At 67.0% G+C, this 19,210-nt stretch carries 17 protein-coding genes and 1 tRNA gene; 10 read left to right on the top strand and 8 right to left on the bottom strand.

Going from position 1 to position 19,210, the window contains the following annotated elements:
• Positions 1–108 precede the first annotated feature (108 nt).
• From ACIO1C_RS27510 to ACIO1C_RS27495, 4 genes are all read left to right on the top strand, one after another.
• Positions 109–1,002, top strand: a complete 894-nt coding sequence (locus ACIO1C_RS27510) for a hypothetical protein (protein WP_401868064.1) — start codon at positions 109–111, stop codon at positions 1,000–1,002.
• 32 nt (positions 1,003–1,034) lie between these two features.
• Positions 1,035–1,400 (top strand): hypothetical protein, encoded by a 366-nt coding sequence (locus tag ACIO1C_RS27505; RefSeq protein WP_401868061.1) that lies wholly within the window; start codon positions 1,035–1,037, stop codon positions 1,398–1,400.
• Positions 1,401–1,733: 333 nt separating this feature from the next.
• Positions 1,734–2,261 carry a hypothetical protein gene (locus ACIO1C_RS27500; protein WP_401868059.1) on the top strand — a complete coding sequence of 176 codons (528 nt, stop codon included), beginning with the start codon at positions 1,734–1,736 and terminating at the stop codon, positions 2,259–2,261.
• The gene (locus ACIO1C_RS27495) at positions 2,258–2,392 is read left to right on the top strand and encodes a hypothetical protein (protein WP_401868057.1); all 135 of its coding nucleotides are present in this window, start codon (positions 2,258–2,260) and stop codon (positions 2,390–2,392) included. The genes ACIO1C_RS27500 and ACIO1C_RS27495 overlap by 4 nt, the downstream gene beginning before the upstream one ends.
• 338 nt (positions 2,393–2,730) lie before the next feature.
• Here the strand turns inward: ACIO1C_RS27495 and ACIO1C_RS27490 are convergent, their stop codons facing one another.
• From ACIO1C_RS27490 to ACIO1C_RS27470, 5 genes are all read right to left on the bottom strand, one after another.
• On the bottom strand, positions 2,731–3,636 hold the full coding sequence (locus ACIO1C_RS27490; RefSeq protein ID WP_401868055.1) for an IS5 family transposase: 906 nt from the start codon (positions 3,634–3,636) through the stop codon (positions 2,731–2,733).
• 86 nt (positions 3,637–3,722) lie between these two features.
• A complete protein-coding gene (locus ACIO1C_RS27485; RefSeq protein ID WP_401868053.1) occupies positions 3,723–5,429 on the bottom strand; it encodes a mobilization protein in 1,707 nt (568 codons plus the stop codon).
• A gap of 4 nt (positions 5,430–5,433) precedes the next feature.
• Positions 5,434–5,895 (bottom strand): plasmid mobilization protein, encoded by a 462-nt coding sequence (locus ACIO1C_RS27480; RefSeq protein WP_401868051.1) that lies wholly within the window; start codon positions 5,893–5,895, stop codon positions 5,434–5,436.
• A gap of 335 nt (positions 5,896–6,230) precedes the next feature.
• Positions 6,231–7,181 carry a DUF2637 domain-containing protein gene (locus tag ACIO1C_RS27475; RefSeq protein WP_401868049.1) on the bottom strand — a complete coding sequence of 317 codons (951 nt, stop codon included), beginning with the start codon at positions 7,179–7,181 and terminating at the stop codon, positions 6,231–6,233.
• 186 nt (positions 7,182–7,367) lie between these two features.
• Positions 7,368–8,615, bottom strand: a complete 1,248-nt coding sequence (locus ACIO1C_RS27470; RefSeq protein ID WP_401868048.1) for a DUF3631 domain-containing protein — start codon at positions 8,613–8,615, stop codon at positions 7,368–7,370.
• Between the two features lie 288 nt (positions 8,616–8,903).
• Here ACIO1C_RS27470 and ACIO1C_RS27465 point away from each other — a divergent pair, with 288 nt between their 5' ends.
• The 3 genes from ACIO1C_RS27465 to ACIO1C_RS27455 all read left to right on the top strand — a co-directional run bounded on the left by ACIO1C_RS27465 (position 8,904) and on the right by ACIO1C_RS27455 (position 10,987).
• A complete protein-coding gene (locus tag ACIO1C_RS27465; RefSeq protein ID WP_401868047.1) occupies positions 8,904–9,422 on the top strand; it encodes a helix-turn-helix domain-containing protein in 519 nt (172 codons plus the stop codon).
• A gap of 180 nt (positions 9,423–9,602) precedes the next feature.
• Entirely contained in the window at positions 9,603–9,824 is a 222-nt protein-coding gene (locus ACIO1C_RS27460; protein WP_401868044.1) for an excisionase family DNA-binding protein, read from the top strand.
• Positions 9,824–10,987 carry a tyrosine-type recombinase/integrase gene (locus tag ACIO1C_RS27455; protein WP_401868041.1) on the top strand — a complete coding sequence of 388 codons (1,164 nt, stop codon included), beginning with the start codon at positions 9,824–9,826 and terminating at the stop codon, positions 10,985–10,987. Before ACIO1C_RS27460 ends, ACIO1C_RS27455 begins: the two co-directional genes overlap by 1 nt.
• 186 nt (positions 10,988–11,173) lie before the next feature.
• On the opposite strand, the gene ACIO1C_RS27450 is transcribed toward ACIO1C_RS27455, so the two are convergent.
• From ACIO1C_RS27450 to ACIO1C_RS27440, 3 genes are all read right to left on the bottom strand, one after another.
• On the bottom strand, positions 11,174–14,983 hold the full coding sequence (locus ACIO1C_RS27450; protein WP_401868038.1) for a DUF4365 domain-containing protein: 3,810 nt from the start codon (positions 14,981–14,983) through the stop codon (positions 11,174–11,176).
• A 214-nt stretch (positions 14,984–15,197) separates the two neighbouring features.
• Positions 15,198–16,181 (bottom strand): hypothetical protein, encoded by a 984-nt coding sequence (locus ACIO1C_RS27445; protein WP_401868035.1) that lies wholly within the window; start codon positions 16,179–16,181, stop codon positions 15,198–15,200.
• Between the two features lie 392 nt (positions 16,182–16,573).
• Positions 16,574–16,647, bottom strand: a tRNA-Gly gene (locus ACIO1C_RS27440).
• 553 nt (positions 16,648–17,200) lie between these two features.
• Here ACIO1C_RS27440 and dcd point away from each other — a divergent pair.
• The 3 genes from dcd to ACIO1C_RS27425 all read left to right on the top strand — a co-directional run bounded on the left by dcd (position 17,201) and on the right by ACIO1C_RS27425 (position 19,166).
• On the top strand, positions 17,201–17,776 hold the full coding sequence (gene dcd / locus ACIO1C_RS27435; protein ID WP_161308049.1) for a dCTP deaminase: 576 nt from the start codon (positions 17,201–17,203) through the stop codon (positions 17,774–17,776).
• Between the two features lie 55 nt (positions 17,777–17,831).
• Positions 17,832–18,299, top strand: a complete 468-nt coding sequence (locus ACIO1C_RS27430; protein ID WP_401868031.1) for a phosphoribosyltransferase — start codon at positions 17,832–17,834, stop codon at positions 18,297–18,299.
• Positions 18,300–18,380: 81 nt separating this feature from the next.
• Positions 18,381–19,166, top strand: a complete 786-nt coding sequence (locus tag ACIO1C_RS27425) for a calcium-binding protein (RefSeq protein ID WP_401868029.1) — start codon at positions 18,381–18,383, stop codon at positions 19,164–19,166.
• The last annotated feature ends 44 nt before the right edge of the window (positions 19,167–19,210 follow it).

The raw sequence follows: 19,210 nt of genomic DNA, 5'->3' as shown, positions 1-19,210 counted from the left end.
CCTGGACGAGGCGGGCAAGCCGCTGCCCGACAAAGCCACCGACGACGAGAAAACCCGGTGGTCGGACAAGCGCCAAGCCGCAGCAGCCGCCCTGTCCAAGGCCCGCAAGTGGACGCCGGACAGCACCGCCGGCCCTGTGACCAGCTGGAAACCCCTGCCATCGTCAACGACAACGGCACGTTGCGGATGGTGTTCACCGACGAAGGCGCCGACTTCAGCGAACTGTACGAGGCGGAACTGCGCTACACAGAGGACGGCGAACCCGAGTGGACTGTCATCGACTCACTCACGGATGAAGCCGGCGACGGCCTGCAACGCCCCAGCGCTCCCGCCCTGGCATTCTTCAACGGACAGGTACACCTGCTCTACGCGGACGTGGGGCGCCAGCGGATCTGCCACCTGGTCCGGAGGAACGGTCGATGGGATGCTGCCAGCTCCCGTGCGGCAGAGCTCCACGACTCCTTTGATGCCGTGCTCAAGAAGCGGCTGAAAGAGGAGCACGGCTACCCCGGCAACCTGGCCACCGCCGTCCACGACGGAAAGCTCCATCTGCTCTACCGGATCACCCAGGCCAAGGGCTACCTGTTCCACACTGCGTTCGACGGAACCAGCTGGAGCAACCCCGCCGGTGGTGTGCTCACCCGCCGCACCGCGGCCCTCGCCTCCTACGACGGCAAGCTCCACGCCGTCTTCCCCAGTCCCACCACCGACAATCTCGCCCACGCCACGTGGACCGAGGCCGACGGCTGGAGCAAGGTACAAAACCTGGACGGACACGACAGCCGTAACACCCCCGCCCTCGTCGCCTTCAAGGACGGGCCGGCCGGAGAGGAACGCGAGGCGCTGCTCCTGGTCCGCCGGGGCGTGGACCGGTACGTGGCGCCGCCCCCCCGCCGCCGCCCCCGCCGGGCGTCGTCAGCCAGGGCGAGACGGTCCCATCCAAGTGGATCACCGACTACAGCGACGGCGGCTGGTCCTCCATCAAGCACCGCCTCTCCCTGACCCCCGCGAAGCTGTCCAACGGCAAGCACGCTGTGATCGCCACATGGGAGGCCGAGGCCGGATACTACTTTGGCGTCTCCTGGTACCGCGACAAGAACTACGGCACCGACGCCGACAGAGCTCGCATGGACGGCGGCACCCTGTGGCTGAACAAGTCGGGTAACACCCGCTTCCTCAAGGACCGTAACTTCTCCGGCAGCTTCGACAGCTCCGGAAACTACCGGTTCGAGACCGTCATCGAAGTCGAGCCCGGCAACTACACCGTCTCCAACTCCAGCAGCAAGACGGTCAAGATCGGCGGCTACTGGCACGAGCACAGCCACGACCCGAAGGCCGACAACGACCGGCACACCCGCATCACGGCCACCAAGGGCTACGCGACCGTCACGGTCTCCTGACCCCTGAACCACCACCGTGGCCCCGCAGCCGTCCTGGCCGCGGGGCCACGGGCCTGCGCGAACGGCAGCCGGCCCGGCCGCAGCCTCAGACCGAATCCGCCCGACAGCCGCGCTCTCGATGACCAGAGACGGCCCGATCGAGGGCACGGCTCCCATCGGCGCGTCGGCATACGGGTTCACGGGCACGGATTTCTCTCACCCAGTCGACACCTGTTGGATTCGGGAGTGTGCAAGTGATCTCATATGCGCGCGAGTTTGGGTGAACGCCCGCGACTGTCAGTGCCTTCCGGTAAGCATGGGGGCCGATCAGGTACTCGTCTCGCGGAGTTGTGCATGACAACAACCTCAGTGGCACCTTCCGATGGTGAGGGTGCCGCATCTGCTGGCGGGGGGCCTGCGCCCCCAACGGCAGCAGCTTCCTCAAGTCGGCAGGCCAAGCAGACGGTGTGGCTTCGGTTCACCATCTGGCTTTCCCTGTCGGTGCTTGTCGGGTTGGCGCCCACGATCACCGAATACCTGCATGACCGGCAGACTGCCGGCGCCCCTGCGTTCACCTTTTGGGAGTGGTGCAGCGAGGCCGACCTCTATCCCATGGCGATGTCGCTGGTCATCGCATCGGTCGGTGAAGCGCTGATGCAGTTGATGAAGAAGGCGTCCGCCTCCTTGGTGTTGGTGACGGTGAATAACCTGGTCATCATGGTGTTCGCTGCGATCCTCTCGTCCTCCTCCGACGACGCGAACAAGATCAAGGAAGTCGTCGGCCAACAGTCACTGATCGCATTCCTCGTGGCTGTTGCGGGGTCTGGGTTGTGCACGTGGATGTGCGCGAAGGCGGCTGCGGCAGAGGAGACAGCACAATGACCGACTGGCTTGGAACCCTCGCCCCTCTGTTCACCACCGTGGTCACCGCGATCGCTGTGGTGGCCAGCAACAATATGGTGGCCGACTGGTTCCGGAAGTGGCGAGACCGCAGGAAGAACCGAGCCCGGTAGCACGTATGCCTCTTCGTCCCTCAGCAGATGTCATGGAGGGGATGCCTACTCAGCGTTCTCGGGATCGTGGTGGCCTGTGTCCTCGTGGAGGCAGGGCGACGATGTTCTCGCCATGCGCCTGATGGGTGAGTTCAACGATCACGGCCGTCAGGGTTGTGATCCGCTGCTGGAGGAGCCGGTTGTCCTCTTGGAGCCGGGCCGCGTAGGATCCGGCGTCTTTGAGCCGCTGCTGAAGTGCCTGCTGGTTCGGGGTGAGAGGGCCGGCTCCGGCATCGGTCTTAAACTGGGAGACGGCGGAAGCGTGGTGCTCATAGAGCCGGTGCCGCGGAATGCCCGCTTCAATGGCGAGCGTCGAGACGGTCAGCTTGCCGTCGCTTCGCCGAGGGGCGCCGGCCAGGCACGGTTGCCTCGTAGCGGACGGCGAGCTTGTCATATCTCGTGGCGACGACACGATGTCTCTTCAGGCGGTTGATCCCGCACTCGACCGCATGGCGCTCGCGGTAGTCGGCCGGGTCGAAATGCGGCGGCCGGCCGCCGCGGGGGCCGAGCCTTTGGCGGTTGCGCACCTGGTCAGCCTTGTCCGGGATGGTGCAGCGGATCCCGCGTCGGCGCAGGTAGGCGCGATTCCTCCGGGAGGCATACGCCTTATCGGCCCGCACTCGATCGGGCCGGACCCGCGGTCGGCCCGGACCGATGCGAGGCACGCGAACCTTCTCCAGCACGGGTTCGAACTGCGGCGAGTCCCCGCGCTGCCCTGCCGTCACCGCGATCGACATGGGCTTTTGCCCCTGCTCAACGGCCAGGTGGAGCTTGGTGGTGAACCCGCCTCGCGACCGCCCCAGCCCGTGATCACGGGGCTCGGTGAAGATGCCGCCCGGTGGTTCCTTCTGCAGGTCGCCTCGCTTGCGAGCCCCAGCCGCATGCTGATGGGCGCGGCACACCGTGGAGTCGACGCTCAGGTCCCACGTGATCGCGCCCTTCACGTCGGCCAGGGACTGGAGCCGGGTGAGGATCCGCTGCCAGGTGCCGTTCCGCTGCCATCGGCGGAACAGGTCGTAGACCCGGCTCCACGGTCCGTACTCGATGGGGACGTCCCGCCATGGAACACCGGTCCGGACCCGGAACCGTGTGCCGTCGATCAGCTGTCGCCGAGGCCAGACGGGCGGCCGTCCCGTCCTGGCGCCCGTCGGCAGCAACGGCTCCAGCACCGCCCACTGCTCGTCCGTGAGATCTCCGCGACCCATGGACCGTGATCATTCACAGCCCAAGATCCACTTTCGATACACGGCCTAGATCGATGTTTCCAAGTGCCCTGTGACAGGTCGGCCGATCAACGTCGGCGTACGGGGGAGGACTGCTGTGCGGCCGTCGGTGTGACAGCCGGCGTCTGGGTCGGGACGGCGGGGAGTCGTGTGGTGCTGCGGGCCGTGGCTGCCTGGGCGCGCGGGCTGGGTGTGTGGCGTTGGCCGAGACGATAGACGCGCCAGGTCAGGGCGCGGGCGGGGTTGCGGGCATCGTCCAGGGTGCGCTGGCTGAGGGCCTGTGCGAGGAGGGTGGTCGGGTTGTGACCGGCGGCCTCTGCGTCGGCGATGGCAGTGGCGAGAGCGTCCCAGGCGGGGTCTTCCAGGATCCGGTCGGCGTGTTCGGGGGCGGCCTGCTGGACGTGGCGGGCGTAGCGGTGCTTGGTCTGGAGGTTGGGGGTGCGGCTGGCGAGGGCGTCCAGGGCCGGGACGGCGACGTGGGTGTACGCGGCCTGTAGGTGGCTGAGGGTCTGTTGGGCGGCTGCTTCCTGCTGGGCGTGCTGGTGGGTGCTGTGCCAGTGCCTGGCGAAGGCTACGGCGATGAGGACTACGTCCAGGAGCATGGCCAGCCCGGTGCCGTCGGGCGTTGTGGTGGGGGTGCGCAGGATTGTCTGGATGCTACGGCGCAGGACGCGGGTGCTGTTGAGGTCGGCGGTGATGCGGGAGCGAGTGGCGCGCTCGAAGGCGGTGGCGGCCTGTTCGAGTTCCCGCTTGGCTTCGGCCGGTGCGGTGAGCGGCAGCAGGTCGAGTGCTCCGCCGAGGGCGACGAGCTGGCCCTGGGCGATGTGGTCGTTGCTGTGGCTGAGGTGGTCGGGGATGCGTTCGATGGCGGCGGTGGCCTGGTGCCACGGGTCGGCCATCCGAGCGGGGACGGGTTCGGGGTCGGTGTGGGTGAGGCGGCGGCGGATCTTGGGGAGGGAGAGGTCGCCGGCGAGGGTGGAGCCGGAGAACCGGATCGGTTCGCCGTGTTTGTTGAGGTCGCCGGGCAGGGCGACGCTGTAGCCGAGGACTTCGCCTGACGGGCCGGTCTTGGGCCGTACGTCCACTCCGGTCGCTTCCAGCAGGGCGAAGAACTCCGTCTCACTGGAGGCTGCGGCCACCGCTCGACGGACACGTCGGCGGAGGATCTCACGGGTCGTGGTGTCCTGGCCCTGACGCTTGGCCTTGAAGTGTTCCTTGCTGGTGGGGCGTTTGGCGGCGGTGCCGTCACCGGCCTTGAGTCGGCGCAGGCCGAAGTCGGTCTCGATCTCGCGTGCTTCGCGCTGGACAGCGCGGATGTCGTGGTCGCGGCGGGGGCGGCGGCCGTCTTGGCGGACGAGGGTGGCGGCGATGTGGATGTGGTCATCGGCGTGTCGGACGGCAACCCACCGGCAGGCTTCCTCGTCACCGTCGGGGGCGATGCCGGCGGCGGCCACGATCCGGCGGGCTATGTCCGCCCACTGGGCGTCGGTCAGGATCGGGTCCTCGGGCGCGGCACGGACCGGGCAGTGCCACACCGTGGTTGCCGGGGCCTTGTCGCCGAGCATTTTCACGGGCTGGTCGAGCTGCGCGGCGAGCTGGTCCTGGACGTCCTTGGGGTCGCGGTGGGGGCTGCGGCCGGGGTCGGGGGCGAACCCGTTCCAGGACGCCACCAGGTGGGGGTCGGTGTGCTCGTTGGCGCTGCCCGGCCCGTACAGGTAGCCGATCAGACGACGGGCGGCGCGGACACCCTTGCCGAGGATGATCTTCGGTATCACGCGGTCACCGTCCCGAGGTCACCTGAGCGACGGCCACGTCCACGCCGGTGATTGACGCCTCGATGTGGCGCAACAGCCGCCACACGAGGTCCGCCTCGGGCCAGGGAGCGTCCTGGTTGAGGTGGCGGGTGAGCTGGTTGAGATTGGTTCCGATCTTGGCGAGCTGCCCGTTGGCCGCCATGAGCGCCTTGACCATGGAGCGGTAGTCGGCGACCGCGGCGATGGGGTCGTCTGCGCGGGCGGCGGCGAGCGAGGTCTCGGCGACGTAACCGCCGACCGGCATGCGGCTCAGGTCGGCGGCCTTCGTGAGGAGGGTGAACTCGCTGCCGCTGTAGCGGGGGTGGACGCGCTTCTCGCGCAGCGTGGGCTCACGCAGGCGACGACGCGGAACGGACGACTGCGTGGCTTCTTCCCGAGTCGGTTCCCCCGGGCCGGCCGACACCGGCGCTCCCTCGGCGCCGGACACCTCCGCCTCCCTGGGGGCGGAGGTCGGGTAAGGACTCCTTACCCGACAACTTGCTCCGCCGTTTTCGTGTTCGTCGTCAACGGCATTGAGGTGGAGGGGGGTTACCGGGCTGGAGGGGGCTTGCTCCCTGTTCTGGCGTTGTCGATTGGGGGTGACCGTTCCGGGGTTGGGCTTGGGGTGGAAGGGGTTACGCATGAGGTGGCTCCATTTGCGGGTTGGCGGCGGCGGTGTTCGTTGCCGGGTTCGGCGGCTCAGCTGACTGTGTTCGTGGGGCAGGGGCAGGGGCAGGGGCTGGTGCGGGCGCGGCTGCCGGGGTGTCGGCAGCCGCGCCCGCCCTATCGATTCGAGTGAGGTTTGGCTGTCCGGGCGGGGTCAGGTCCGGTCGGCGCGAGGGGGTGTTTGTCTTCCGGCTGGTCCGGGTGCTGGCGGGCTTGGGTGGCGGTGCGGACCAGGTTGATGGCCTCGGTGAGGCGGAGGGTTCCGGCGCCGAGGTCGACTTCGGTCAGGGCTTTGCGGGCACTGTCACGCGTGATCTCGTCAGGGTTCGGGTGCGCTGCGGCAATCACTTCTGCCAGCCGTTCCACCGTTGCCATTGGCGGGCGCCCGCCGCGTCGTACGGAATCCTTGTCCGGTTCTTCTGTGGCGGCGCCGGGATCGTCTTCGTACTGGTTCCGCGGGAAGTCGGCGGGGGTCGGTGTCTGGGGACCGGCGTTCGGATCGTCCCTTCCGGACCTGGGATTGGGCTCCTGATGCAGGACGTCCGCGGGGGTTCGGTCGGACCGCTGCCCGTACGGAACTGGTGCGCTGGTTCCGTACGCGGGGGTTCGGGACGGTTGGGGGCTTGCGGACCGCGCGATCAGGATGTGGAGGTGGGTGGCTCCGGCGAGGGCGAGTGGGGCGATGGCGGACAGGACGGCGACGGTGGTGTCGCCGAGATGGAGTCCTGTGCCGGGGGTCTGCTGGTTGAGGCGGATGGCGTGCAGCGCGTTGGCCCAGACGCTGGTGGCGGTGGCGGCGCCTACCAGCGCCCATACGTACAGGCGGGCAGGCAACGGGGCGGTCCGCAGGAGGACGAGGGCGCCGACGCCGATGGCTATGAACCCGTCGATGACCAGGGGGAAGGTGTAGGTCAGGAGGTTACGGACATGGATGGCGGCGGCCATCTGGCGCAGCGCGTCGTAGGAGAGGGCGAAGCCGACGGTGCCGAGCAGCGCGATACCGATGCGGATTGCGGCGCTTCCACGCGCGGGAGCGGGGTGGGCGGTGTCGTTGGTGGTTGAAGGCATGTTGGTGCTCCAGGGAGGCGGGCGCGGGTGACGCGGCCCTGGGTGGGGGAGACTCGTCGCGACTCGTCGCGTGCCTGGTCAGTCCAGGTACGGGTGCGGCGGTGATGTCGAGTCGACTCGTTGCCGGTCTTCGACTCGTCCCCGTGCTGACCTGCGCGGCGACGAGTCGCGACGAGTCGTGTCGGGTCAGGCGCCGGTCGGGCGTCCCGGCGTGGGCTCAGGGCAGTAGCGTGCCCAGGAGTCGGTGAATTGCAGGCGGGTGAAGCCCTTGGCCTGGATGTCGCCGTGGAAGCGGCGGTTGGCTGAGCTGATGCCGTACTCCCTGAGCAGGAGCTGGAGTCCGCGAGGGGTGAGGCCGTTTTTGGTGTACTCCGGCCAGGGCGTCTCGTCGTCCTTGTTGAGGATGTCGAGGAGGCGACCGGTGCGGATCACCGGCGGGTTGCCCTCGGTCGCGAAGGCGCGCCGGATGTCGACCAGGAGGCGAATGCCCAGGCCGCTGCTGTCCTGGTCCTGCTGTGCCTCGTGGCTCGTCATGGCCAGGCACGCGGTGCGGGCGAGGTCGGGCCATCGGCCGCCGGCGAGGTCGGCGATGGCGACCAGTGGCTGCCAGGTGTCGGCGGCGCGGTCTTCGACCGGCATGGTCGGCGTCAGTTCGATCGCGTCGGTGTGGAGTGGGGCCAGCCACTGTGTGAGCCGGTCGCGCAGTACGTGGAGGGAGGGGGTGTCGCGAAAGCTGCGGAACTCCGCCACCTTCTCGCCCGGCCTGCGTCGGCGCATGCGGATGACGATCGACCGGTCCATGATCGTGTCGGGCAGGTCGCCGATGCCCGCGAGGGCGGCCATGGCGAAGGTGGGGAACTTCGCGACCTCGTGGTTGGGTCCGCTGACCCGGAGGGTGGGTCGGTTGCGCTGGTGCCCGGCGTTGAGCAGGCCGCGCATCTCCTCGTTCTTCTCCGCGACTTTGGCGGAGCCGAAGAGGGTGTCGGCCTCGTCGACCAGCAGGGTGGGCGGGGTTTCGGTGATCGACCGGAACACTGCTGCGGGCGAGGCGTTGACCGTGATGAGCGGGTCGTGGACGGTTTCGGTGATCACGTCCAGGAGCCGCGACTTGCCGCACCGTTTGGCCGGTCCGACCGCGGCCAGCCTCGGCGCGTGCTGCCACGCGGTCTGCAGGTGGGTGGCCGCGACCCACAGGGTCACGGCGGTGAAGGCTTCCTCGTGCGGCAGCACGACGTACCGCCGGATCTGCTCCCGCAGATCGGCCAGCACCTGCTGGCCCTCGGATGCCGCGGCAGGCTCGGGCTCGTCGGTGGGCGGCTCTGCGGGTACTGGGGTCGGCTGTGCGGGCTGGGCCGGCTGGCCGGGTATCGCGACGGTCGGCCACACGGCGGGGGTGGCGGGGAAGGATGGCGGGTTCGGCTGCGGATCGGGCATACTGAAGTCAGCTCCTCTACTCGCGGGCCATATGGGACGGCAATCCCGGCCACGCGGGTTGATCGCTAGGGATGGCGGTTGAGAGGTTTGCGCTTGGCCCCCCGGCTCTGTCGGGGGGCTTTTCGCGTCTTGGGGGTCGGGCGTCTTGGGCGCGGTGCTGGTGGGAGTACCAGCATGCCACACGATTGCCGATCGCAGAAGTCTTTTGCGTACCGCAGAACGCGTGCTACGCTTTTGCTGTCCCTGCGAACGGCAGAGACTCGTTACGAACGGAAGGGGGTGGGCGCGGTGGACGAGGAACCCCAGCAGGGCGTGCTGATCAGCGGCGAGGAGAACGTCGCCGTACGGATCAAGCTGGAACGCGAAGCCCGCGGCTGGAGCACCAACTCCCTGTCCGACCGGCTCAACGAGGCTGGCTTCGACATGAACCCGTCTGCGGTCTGGCGCATCGAGAAACGCAAGCGCCGTATCAACGTGGACGAGGCGATCGGCTTCGCCGAGGTGTTCGGCATCGACCTGCGGAACCTTGTCGGTCCGCCGCAACTCGCCGCCAAGGCCCGCGCCATGAAGCTCATCGACTCCGTCGTTGACGCCTTCCGCGAGACGCAGCGCGCCAGCGCGGGCTTCTCGAAGGCGAGAGACGCCCTCGACGCCTACCTCGCCGAGCACCCCGACATCCGCGAGGAGGCCGAGGTGATGGTCTCCAACGCCATGGCCCAGGTCGCCAGCAGCCACATGCTGGAGCGCGCGGACCAGTCCTCGGGTGCGTACTCGGCCGCTGAGGACAGCCCCAGCAGCGACGCGTAGCCCAACCTCCGCCCCGGCTCGCAAACCGCCGGGGCAGGTGCCCGTACACAACCGCCATCCCGAACGATCAACCACGCAGGCCGGCATTGCCGTGCCACACGCCTGCGAAGAGAGGACCCCGCTGTGCCCCGGTCGGCGATACCCCATGCCTCCACGCACCCACCTCACGCCGCGAAGGGGGTGACGCACACCACTGACCGTCTCCTCGCCGTGGAAGAGGCAGCGGAACGCCTCGGCACCGGAGTGCGCTTCGTTCGGCGCCTCATCGCGGAGCGCCGCATCGCCTTCGTCAAGGTCGGACGCCACGTCCGCCTCTCCGAGGCCGTCCTTACCGCCTACATCGAAGCCCACACCGTCCAGCCTGCACGGCGGGTCCGGTCCGACTACGGCAGGGCTGCCTGATGCCGCGCAAGCGGCAGCGGCGGCGCGAGTTCGGCAGCGTGCGCAAGACCGAGTCGGGACGCTTCCAGGCCCGCTACTGGGCCCCGGACGGTGTGCGGCGCTACGCGCCACACACCTTCGAGACCAAGACGGAGGCGACGACCTGGCTCACTCTGACCCAGGCGGACATAGAGCGCAAGCACTGGACCGACCCCGACGCCGGAGCGGTCAACTTCGAGGACTTCGCCGACAAGTGGGTTCGGGAGCGCGGCCTGGCGGCGACCACCGAGGATCTGTACACCCGCTTGCTCAGGCTCCACATCCTGCCCGCCTTCGGTGCATGGGACCTGGACGAGATCCAGCCGGCGGATGTGCGCGTGTGGCGAGCCGAGCGGCTTAAGGCGACCAACGGCGCCAAGACGACAGTGGCCAAGTCCTATCGTCTGTTGAAGGCGGTGCTCCAGACCGCGGTCGACGACGATCTCCTCAAGAGCAACCCGTGTCGTATCAAGGGCGCAGGGAAGGAGGAGGCGGACGAGCGCGACGTCGCTGAGATCCATCAGGTCTACGCGCTGGCCGAGGCGATCGGACCGCGCTGGCGCATCATGATCTTTCTGGGCGCCTTCGCGTCCCTCCGCCCCGAAGAACTCGCGGAGCTGCGGCGCGGTGATATCGACCTCGACGAAGGCGTCGTGTGGATCAGGCGAGCCGCACCGGAACTGACCAACGGCCAAAAGGTCGTGGGAGCCCCCAAGTCACGCGCAGGGAAGCGGGCGATCTACCTGCCCGACTTCGTGGTGCCCGAGCTGCGCCGCCACCTTCAGTGGTTCGCCGAGAAGGAACCGGACGGACTGCTCATCGTCGGAGAGCGCGGTGCCGCCTTGCGACGGTCTTCCTTCGGGCGCAAGTGGCGCAAGGCGCGGACTGCGGCGGGTCTGCCGGACGGCTTTCGCTTCTACGACCTCCGCCACACCGGCAACACCCTGGCGGCTGACTCGGGCGCGAAGCTCAAGGACCTCATGGTTCGGGCGGGCCAGTCCAGCCCGAAGGCACAGCTGATCTACCAGCACTCCAAGAAGAGGCACCAGCGCAAGCTCGCGAAGAGCATCGACGCCGAAGTGCGCCAGCAACGCGCCCAGTCAGCCGAGGAGTCCCAGGCGGAGGCGCGGAAGCACTCTGGCTGAGAGCCGAGGCAACGGTGCCTCCCCCCAAGGGGCAGCGTGGTGGGTGCAGGGCCGCTTCGTCTCGCGGTTCTGCCCCCGCCCGCCCCTGCTCTCGGGCTGAGCTCGGCAAGAGTCTGGCCCCGTTCTTGGGACCAGTGAGGTCGCATGTTCAGGTGTGTTCCGAACGTGTTCCTGGCTGTGACGGCCTCACGCCGTTTCATCAACGTGTGACAGGGCGGCATCGACGATCGCGGTAGCTGTAGCGGCTGTGAATCCACGCTGGGCTGTCAACTGCTTCACTACTGTCTGCCGCAGGTAAGCAACCAGATCGCCTTCCTGGGACGCATCCGGCACCGAAACGGGCTGACCGCTCAGCTCGCGTCGGCGGAGTGCCGCCCGACGGCAGGATTCAATTGCATGTGGTGAAGCCGCGAGCAGACTGTCTGCCACCTCGGGACCGACTCCGACAGCGATTAGGGTTTCCGCAGCCAATTGGAAGACTGCCTGGGGGACATCTTGGGGGTCTGCCCCAGCGCTTACTCCAGCGGCTGCGATGGCGAACCAGCCGCCGAGGTGTTCTGGCTGACTGTCCCAAAGCTTTTCCGCGACAAGCCCCCACAAGGACCGTGTTCGGTCGGTGGCCCACAGTTGCGGTCGACCGAAGAGCGCTGCGGCGCCAGTCGGTCGCCAGTCGGCCTGCGCCGCCACATCCGCGATTCCGTCCACTGCGATCGGAAGGTCCACCACGTAGGCCGCGAGAAGGGTACGCATGTCATGGTTGTGCCGCTCGTCGGTGAACTCGGGATAGTCGCCTAGCTCTTTCAGAACGTGTAGGAGGGCCACTGTCCCGAAGTTGGGGACGTGTGCGCGGGTGAGCATCTCGCGAAGGGCGGCGTCGTCGCACCAGAGGGGTGCGCCAGTGGTGAGGGCGTGCTGGGCGGCCGAAAGCCAGGCGGTATCAGCTTCATCGGGAACATTGGTCAGGCCGAGCCGACCACGAATCTCACTGACGTCGGGTACCTCGACTGGTTGCAGGGCCGAGATGATGCGGTTGATGGCTGCGGCTTGCTGTGCCAAGTGATCCTTGTCCTCGGCGGAGTATTCGAAGAGGGTGGAGCGTCCGTCCCGGACTCCGAGCTGGCCCGATGACCGAAGCATCTCACTGAGGGCGTATCGGGTCTGGAGGATGTCGTCATAGACCGCTGTGGTGGTAGGCGTCGCGGCAAAGATGGCTCGCAACTGATCGAATCGCCCCGGGATAAGAGAGGTCACAGCCAGGGTGCTGACGTCCAGGACAGCGGTGCGGTTCAAAGCCTGGCGCACTGCTTTGACCTCCGCAGTCACCTGTCCGTCATCGAGGCTGCATGCGGGGATGAGGCCAGCGGCCCGCTGAATGTAGGCCAGGGTTACGGGACGTCCTGCTGCCCATGCGAGCATGCCCATGGGGACGGCTCCGCAGCGGACTGCGTCGGCGGCTGCGTCAAGCAGCTTCTCCCGGGGCCCAAGGTGCTGCTCCACCATTCGCGCAAGTGCTTCCGCGTCTGCGGGCATCATGGAGAGGGCCTTGGTCGCGGGCAGATCGGCTAGCAACGACCGCATCCGGGTTCTCAGGGCCTCGGGCAGTACAAGCGGAGGCGCTGCGGCCCGGGTACCGCCGGTCGACGGCTCGCCGGTGGCGAAGAGGAGCCCGCCGAGAATTGCCCCCGTCAGCTCTGTCTCCTCACTGAGGTAGCGCTCGGCGAGGTCGATTGCGGTTTGCGCCAGTTCCGTTGTCCATCCTGACCAGCCGACCAGCATGAGCCACGACCGGACGTCGTCTGTGTTGCGGATCTGTGGTGCGAAGCGGGCCAGTGTGTCCCGCGCGGCCTCAGGGTTGCGGCCGTTGAGCTGGGCGCGAATGGCCGCCCACGCGAAGGCAGGTGCGGACTGCGGAAGATCTCCTGCGGCTCCCTCCAGGGCGGTGGCGCGTTCGATCCCGATCTCCTCGGCCAGGCCGATGAGGGCATGCTCTTCCATGTCGTTCCAGTCAGACCGGTCGTGGGCCCATTGGACAGCCATGCCACGCAACTGTCGGCGCGTGCTGGCAGGCAGGAACGGTTGGCTCAACAAGGTCAGCGCCTTGATGCGGGCCTGCTCCGTCGCGCCGGCGCGGTCCCACAACTCGACCGCGAGTACACGCGGATGGGGGTCACCGAAACGCCGACCTGCCCTCTCAGCAGCTTCGGCAGCCGCGGCCAGTTGCCCCTCGCGCTCGTATAGCTCAACGAGTCCGATCGCAGCCACGATGCTGCTGTTCTCCCACTCACGCAGACGCCTGATTGCGGCCTCCGTCGCGCCCTGGGCGGCCTCGGCCACGGCCCAGCGGGTCTGGTAAATCGCTTCCGGAATAAGGCCCAGCTCACGGGCCTGGTCAAGGTAGCGCACGGGCCAGACGCCGAGGCCGGACAAGGCGAATGCCGCGTTGCCACGCTGATCATCGTTGGTGGCGCCGACTGCAGCGGCTTGCCACGCGGCGACGCGGTGCGCGCTGTCGCTGTCCGGATCTGCCTCGGCTGCGTATGCGTTCAGGTGGAGTCGCGCGGATTCGCTGGTTAGCCCGGAGGCGATCAGATCCGCAAGGTCAGGTCGGCCCGCTTTGTAGGCCAGCCGCACTGCCTCCAGCTGCAGCGGCTCGTACGAGGTCTCTGGCTCTTGTGCGTCTCCTTCCGGCGCGGCTATCGCGGTGTGGATGGCGGCGATCACGTCTGTAGCCATCAGCCGCGCCTCCAGCAGGACGACGGCGGCCGTAGCGCTGGAGCCGCGCCAGCGACGAAGATCTGCACGTGCGGCCAGGGCCAGGCGTAGGGCACGCCCGGTGTCGAGGGATGCTTGCTGCGGTGTCCCGGTGGCGCCGCGCAGCAGACACCGACCGAGGTCGAGCTGCAGGCTTGGTTCTTGCGGCGCGATCCGCAGGGCTTTTTCCAGCAAGTCCTTGCCGTCCTCGTGACGATCCGCGCCGAAATGGCAGTAGGCCGCGAACCGCAGGACGTTGACATCCCTGGCTGCTGACGGGTCCCCCTCGGCCAGTGCTCGCGCCACGACCTCCGGAATGTCCTTGGGGAACTGCCCACCAGTGGTAAGCAGGGCGCGGGTCGCGGCCACTAGCATGGTGGAACCCGCTTTTTCGGCGGCTGCCGACAGGCTGCGGGCACGGTCGGGCGCATGGGTGACGGCTGTGAAAGCGGCGAGGGCGAGCAGATGGCCCTTGTCGTCGGGTGCCGCATTAGCGGCACGCTCCAGTGCGTTAGTGGCCGCAGGACCAAGTTCGTGCGCGCAAGCGTAGGCGGCGATCGTCCTCCAGGCGCCTTCCTCGTGTGCCGGTTGCAGGTCGGTCAACCAATGGGGCCGGTTAGTGAGGAGTTCGGTGACCGTGCCGTCCGGGTTGTCGGTCTCGGTAAGAAGCCGGGCCAGAGGCAGAGGATGGCTGGCTCCATCCTGATGGTCTTGCAAGAGGCGTATCCGAACGTCACCTGGGAGTTGGTCGGTTGCTGTTCGGATGGGGTCGATTTCCTGTTGGAGGCGAGCAGGGCGGCTCAAGGCTTCGGCGTTGGCATCGTCGATCTGCTGAGATGACGGGACGAAAACCTTGGAGTGTTTGCCGGTGGAGACAAGCGTGTCCTTATTGACGTGCTGCCAGTACACCCGTTCAGTCACCGGGTCGAATAGCATGAGCGTCACCGGAAGGGAATGTTTCTTCCAGTACGCCACGTGAGCGGCATCGCACGGATACCACCAGCCTTCTTCGCCAGCGACAGCAAACTGGCTTTCCCCCGACTTGATTTGCACGGCAAGCAGACGGCCGGTAGCGCCACCTGTGGTCCTGGAAGTCAAGCTGGCACCGGTCACCACCTCCAAATGGGCATCAATGCCGACGTCGCTGGTTTCCTGTTCGCGAAACAGCCAGCCCAGACGAGTGGTCACCAGATATCCGGTCATGGTGACCCCCGCGCGGTCGACCAGGTGAGTCGCACGCACCATCGTCACAGTGTTTGCCCCATCCCCCTCCGGGCCGCGGGGCCATGCCCCCTTTGCGAAACCAGGCTAGGTGACGGCACTGACATGCCTGCGGCCCAGCTGTGACCAGGGAAGGCTTGCCGAGCAGAGACGGTGAAGCAGAGCTGGCCTACCGTGAGGAGCTCTCCGGAGCAGTGCCCCACACACGGTCGGACCGGTTGGCCTCTACGGGGCAACGTCACTCGTCGTTGAGCGCCTTGAGGATCTGAGGGCCCTGGGCCAGGATTTGAAAGGCATGGGCGAGCACCTGGGAGCGGGGGATGAATTCCTCGCGGGCCGAGTGCATCTGTGACAGAGGTTCGGTGACGTCGACACCGAAGAAGCCGCCCCAGACGGCAATGCCCGACTCCATGGCACCCATCACGACCATGACGGCCGCCATGACGGTGGCGGCCTCGCCCGCCAAGCCGGTCTTCGAGCGGGAACGTGCGATCATCCACGGCCGTCCGTGTGCTGCCCCGGACAGCAGCGGGTACGAGCCTGCGGCCCACTCGGGAAGGAACGAGGCGATCTGGCTACTGATTGTGTGGTTCAGCGGTGCCTCCTCGCCGTCCAGCGTGTAGCCGACGAGCTTGTCGCCCCTCCTGCTGAGCTTCGGTACGGCGCCGGCGTCGGAGAGGAGCTGCTCAGCCTCCGCCTTCTGCCCCTCTGCGTAGTCCTTTTCCTGTCGGCCGAAGCCCTTGGAAGCATGGATCCCATTCTGAGCCTCGGCCATGCGCATGCTGGCTGAGCGGGCGAGGCGCTGCGTGAGCGTGATCGACGGATCGTAGAGGTAGGCGTTGAAGGCGCAGCCCTCCAAGGTGACCCGGGCCAGAGCCAGCGGGGACCAAACAGGGGGCGGCTTCATGAGGATGTCGTGTTCTAGGGCCCTGACATGGTCGATGGCGTGCGCCCAGATCAGCCAGCCGCCGTCGACGCTCAGGCTGTGCAACTGTCCGCGGGCCTCCTTCAGCGGACTGTCGGGCAGGGCGTGCAAAACATCCACCTCGCGGCAGAAGACGCTTTCGGTGTTGAGGCCCTCGTCGGGAACGTCGAGCGCCGATTCGGCGATGCGGCGGTACACGTTCAGCACCTCGGCGCAGTCCTTGGCGAAGTACTCGTTGATCGGGACACAGAACAGCCGAGTGTCTTCAAGCGGCGTGTCGTTAACCGAATCCGTCATGGGTGAAGGGTACGGACATATAGCTGGTGAGGGTCGGCGGTTTGTTGCGAACCCAGCCGCCGGTGCCCTGAATCTTGGATGCCTTGACCGTCATAGCGAGTTGCGGCCGGACGGGGGGCACGCCAGAACCGCCAGTAGTCGAATACGCGATCGCAGCAGCACGGATGTCGACATCGCATCTGCAATGTTGAGTCGGCTCACATCGATGTGACCCAGTTCACGTGAAATGCGTCTCGCCATTTGAGAAGCCTGGCGTGGAAGGGCTCCGAAGTGGCGCGGAAAGTCGCTCAAACGTGGCCACTGTTGGCAGATGGGGCTGGCGGAGGGCTGGATCATCCGGAAATGGTCTAGACAACAAAGAGCCCCCGGGTCGGTGACCTGGGGGTTTGTCGTGGAGCGGGTGACGAGAATCGAACTCGCGCTCTGAGCTTGGGAAGCTCATGTTCTACCATTAAACTACACCCGCCGAGCGAGGCGTTTGTTGGCCTCGCATCGTCGGACACTCTACCTCATCGTGGGCCTCGGGCGTGTTTTCGTCCCGGGGTCCTGTTTGTGTTCGGGGTGGGGGTGGGGGTGGATAGGTTGGGCGGAGTGCCGGGGTGGGGGGTGTCTTGTTGATCCCCTAGTGTGGGTCTTTGTCCGCGTTTGTTGGGGAAGGGACCTCATGGATCTGATCGAGCGGCCTGTTGTTCGTTGTGCCGAGGGGCATGTGTTCCGTACGTCGACGTTTCCGATGCAGCAGCTCGACGCCGGGCGAATTGGGCCGGGGCGGCTCATTCGGTGTCCGCGGTGTGCGCGGTTGCGGCACGCCGTGCCGGTGGTGGACTTGGGCGTGGAGGGGGAGGGGGAGGGGGACGTGGGGGTGCGGGTAGGGGTGGAAGTCGTTAAGTGGGGTTAGTGGGGTTAGTGGGGTTGCGGGAGCGCTTTTTGGTGGGTTTTGGCTTTTTGGGGGATGGGGGCGCTCGGGGTGCGCGTTGGCCGATTGCGGGTGGCTCGTGCTCCTTGCGTATCCTCGGGGCGTGCTTCTCTCTGACAAGGACATCCGGGCCGAGCTCGACTCCGGACGCGTACGTGTCGAACCGTACGACGCATCGATGGTGCAGCCGTCGAGCATCGACGTGCGGCTCGACCGGTACTTCCGGGTGTTCGAGAACCATCGCTATCCCCACATCGACCCCGCCGTCGAGCAGAGCGATCTGACGCGCCAGGTGGAGCCGGACGGCGATGAGGCGTTCATCCTGCATCCCGGGGAGTTCGTGCTGGCCTCGTCGTACGAGGTCATCTCGCTGCCCGATGACATCGCCTCCCGGCTGGAGGGGAAGTCCAGCCTGGGGCGTCTTGGGCTTGTCACTCACTCCACCGCGGGGTTCATCGATCCTGGGTTCTCCGGGCATGTGACATTGGAGTTGTCCAATCTCGCTACGCTTCCCATCAAGCTCTGGCCCGGTATGAAGATCGGGCAGCTGTGTCTGTTCCGGCTCAGCTCGCCGGCGGAGTTCCCTTACGGTTCCGAGCGGTACGGGTCCCGTTATCAGGGGCAGCGTGGTCCTACCGCCTCTCGGTCCTTCCTCAACTTCCATCGCACTCAGGTTTGAGGGGTGGGGGAGGGGAGGGGAGGGGAAGGGAGAGAGGGGGAGGGGGTGGGGTGTTGTGAGGGGGCGTGAAGCGCTCGCTTATGGGGAATTTGGGCTTGCCGTGCGGCAGCTCGCCCACGCCGTCGCCGACGACGGCTACCACCCCGACGTCATCCTCGGCATCGCCCGCGGCGGTGTGTTCCTCGCCGGCGGGCTCGCCTATGCCCTCGACTGCAAGAACCTCTCCCTCGTCAACGTCGAGTTCTACACCGGCGTGGGTACGACCCTGGAGATGCCGGTCATGCTCGCGCCCGTCCCCGACCTCATCGACTTCACGGACAAGCGGGTCCTGATCGCCGACGACGTCGCCGACAGTGGCAGGACGCTCAAGCTCGTCCGCGATTTCTGCGTCGGGCAGGTGGCCGAGGTGCGCAGCGCCGTCATCTACGAGAAGTCCCAGTCGCTCGTGAAGTGTGAGTACGTCTGGAAGCGCACCGACGACTGGATCGACTTTCCCTGGAGTGTTCTGCCGCCGGTGCGGTAACGACGTGGTGAACCGTTGGCCAACGCCGTACGCTCCCTCTGATCAATCTGATCAATCAGAGAGTTCCTGGGGGGAACGTTCATGCGCAGCAGCACAACCGCCCGCCTTGGCCTGCTCGGTACCGGCCTCGCGCTCGTCGCCACGGCGGTCAGTGCCACCGCCGCCCAGGCAGAGGACGGCGGCAGCGGCAACATCACGATCGACAAGGTTGTTGTCAACGGCGGCAAGCCGGTCGTGGTCGGTACCACCAACGTGGTGTCCGCCAAGGTCTCCGTGACCGCGTCCGACGATTCGGGCATCGCGGAGACCACGTACATCAGCGGCGTCGGCCCGAAGCCGAACTACGCGCAGATCTGGGACGAGGAGATCTCGTGCGTCAAGGTGAGTGCCACGACGTCGACCTGCTCGGGCACGCTGACCTTCGACCCGCAGGCGTCGACCGGGTTCGTCGGCAACAGTGCCGCGGCCACCTGGAAGCTCGGCACGCTGGTCTCCGCCCTTGACTTCGACTACATCCACCGGGACGCGGCCACCACGTTCAAGGTGCAGCGCTACTCGAAGCTGACGGTCAACGCCTCGCCCGAGCCGGTGACGAAGGGCAAGACCGTCACGGTCACCGGCAAGCTCTCCCGCGCCAACTGGGACGACAACAAGTACCACGGCTATACGAACCAGTCGGTCGCGTTGCAGTTCCGCAAGAAGACCAGCAGCACCTACACCACGGTGAAGACGGTCAAGTCCAACTCGACGGGCGCCCTCAAGACGACCGTCGCCGCCTCCGCCGACGGCTACTTCCGCTACAGCTTCGCGGGTACGGCGACCACTCCGGCCGTCAGCGCCGCCGGCGACTTCGTCGACGTCCGGTAGGCGCGATGTGAGGTAGGGCACGATCTCCGGTGGGCCCGATGTCC

It is taken from the genome of Streptomyces sp. NPDC087420 (genome assembly GCF_044744165.1).
In the GTDB taxonomy this organism is placed as follows: domain Bacteria; phylum Actinomycetota; class Actinomycetes; order Streptomycetales; family Streptomycetaceae; genus Streptomyces.
The sequence above is the reverse complement of the archived record's forward strand: the minus strand, read 5'-3'. Positions and strand labels throughout refer to the sequence as shown.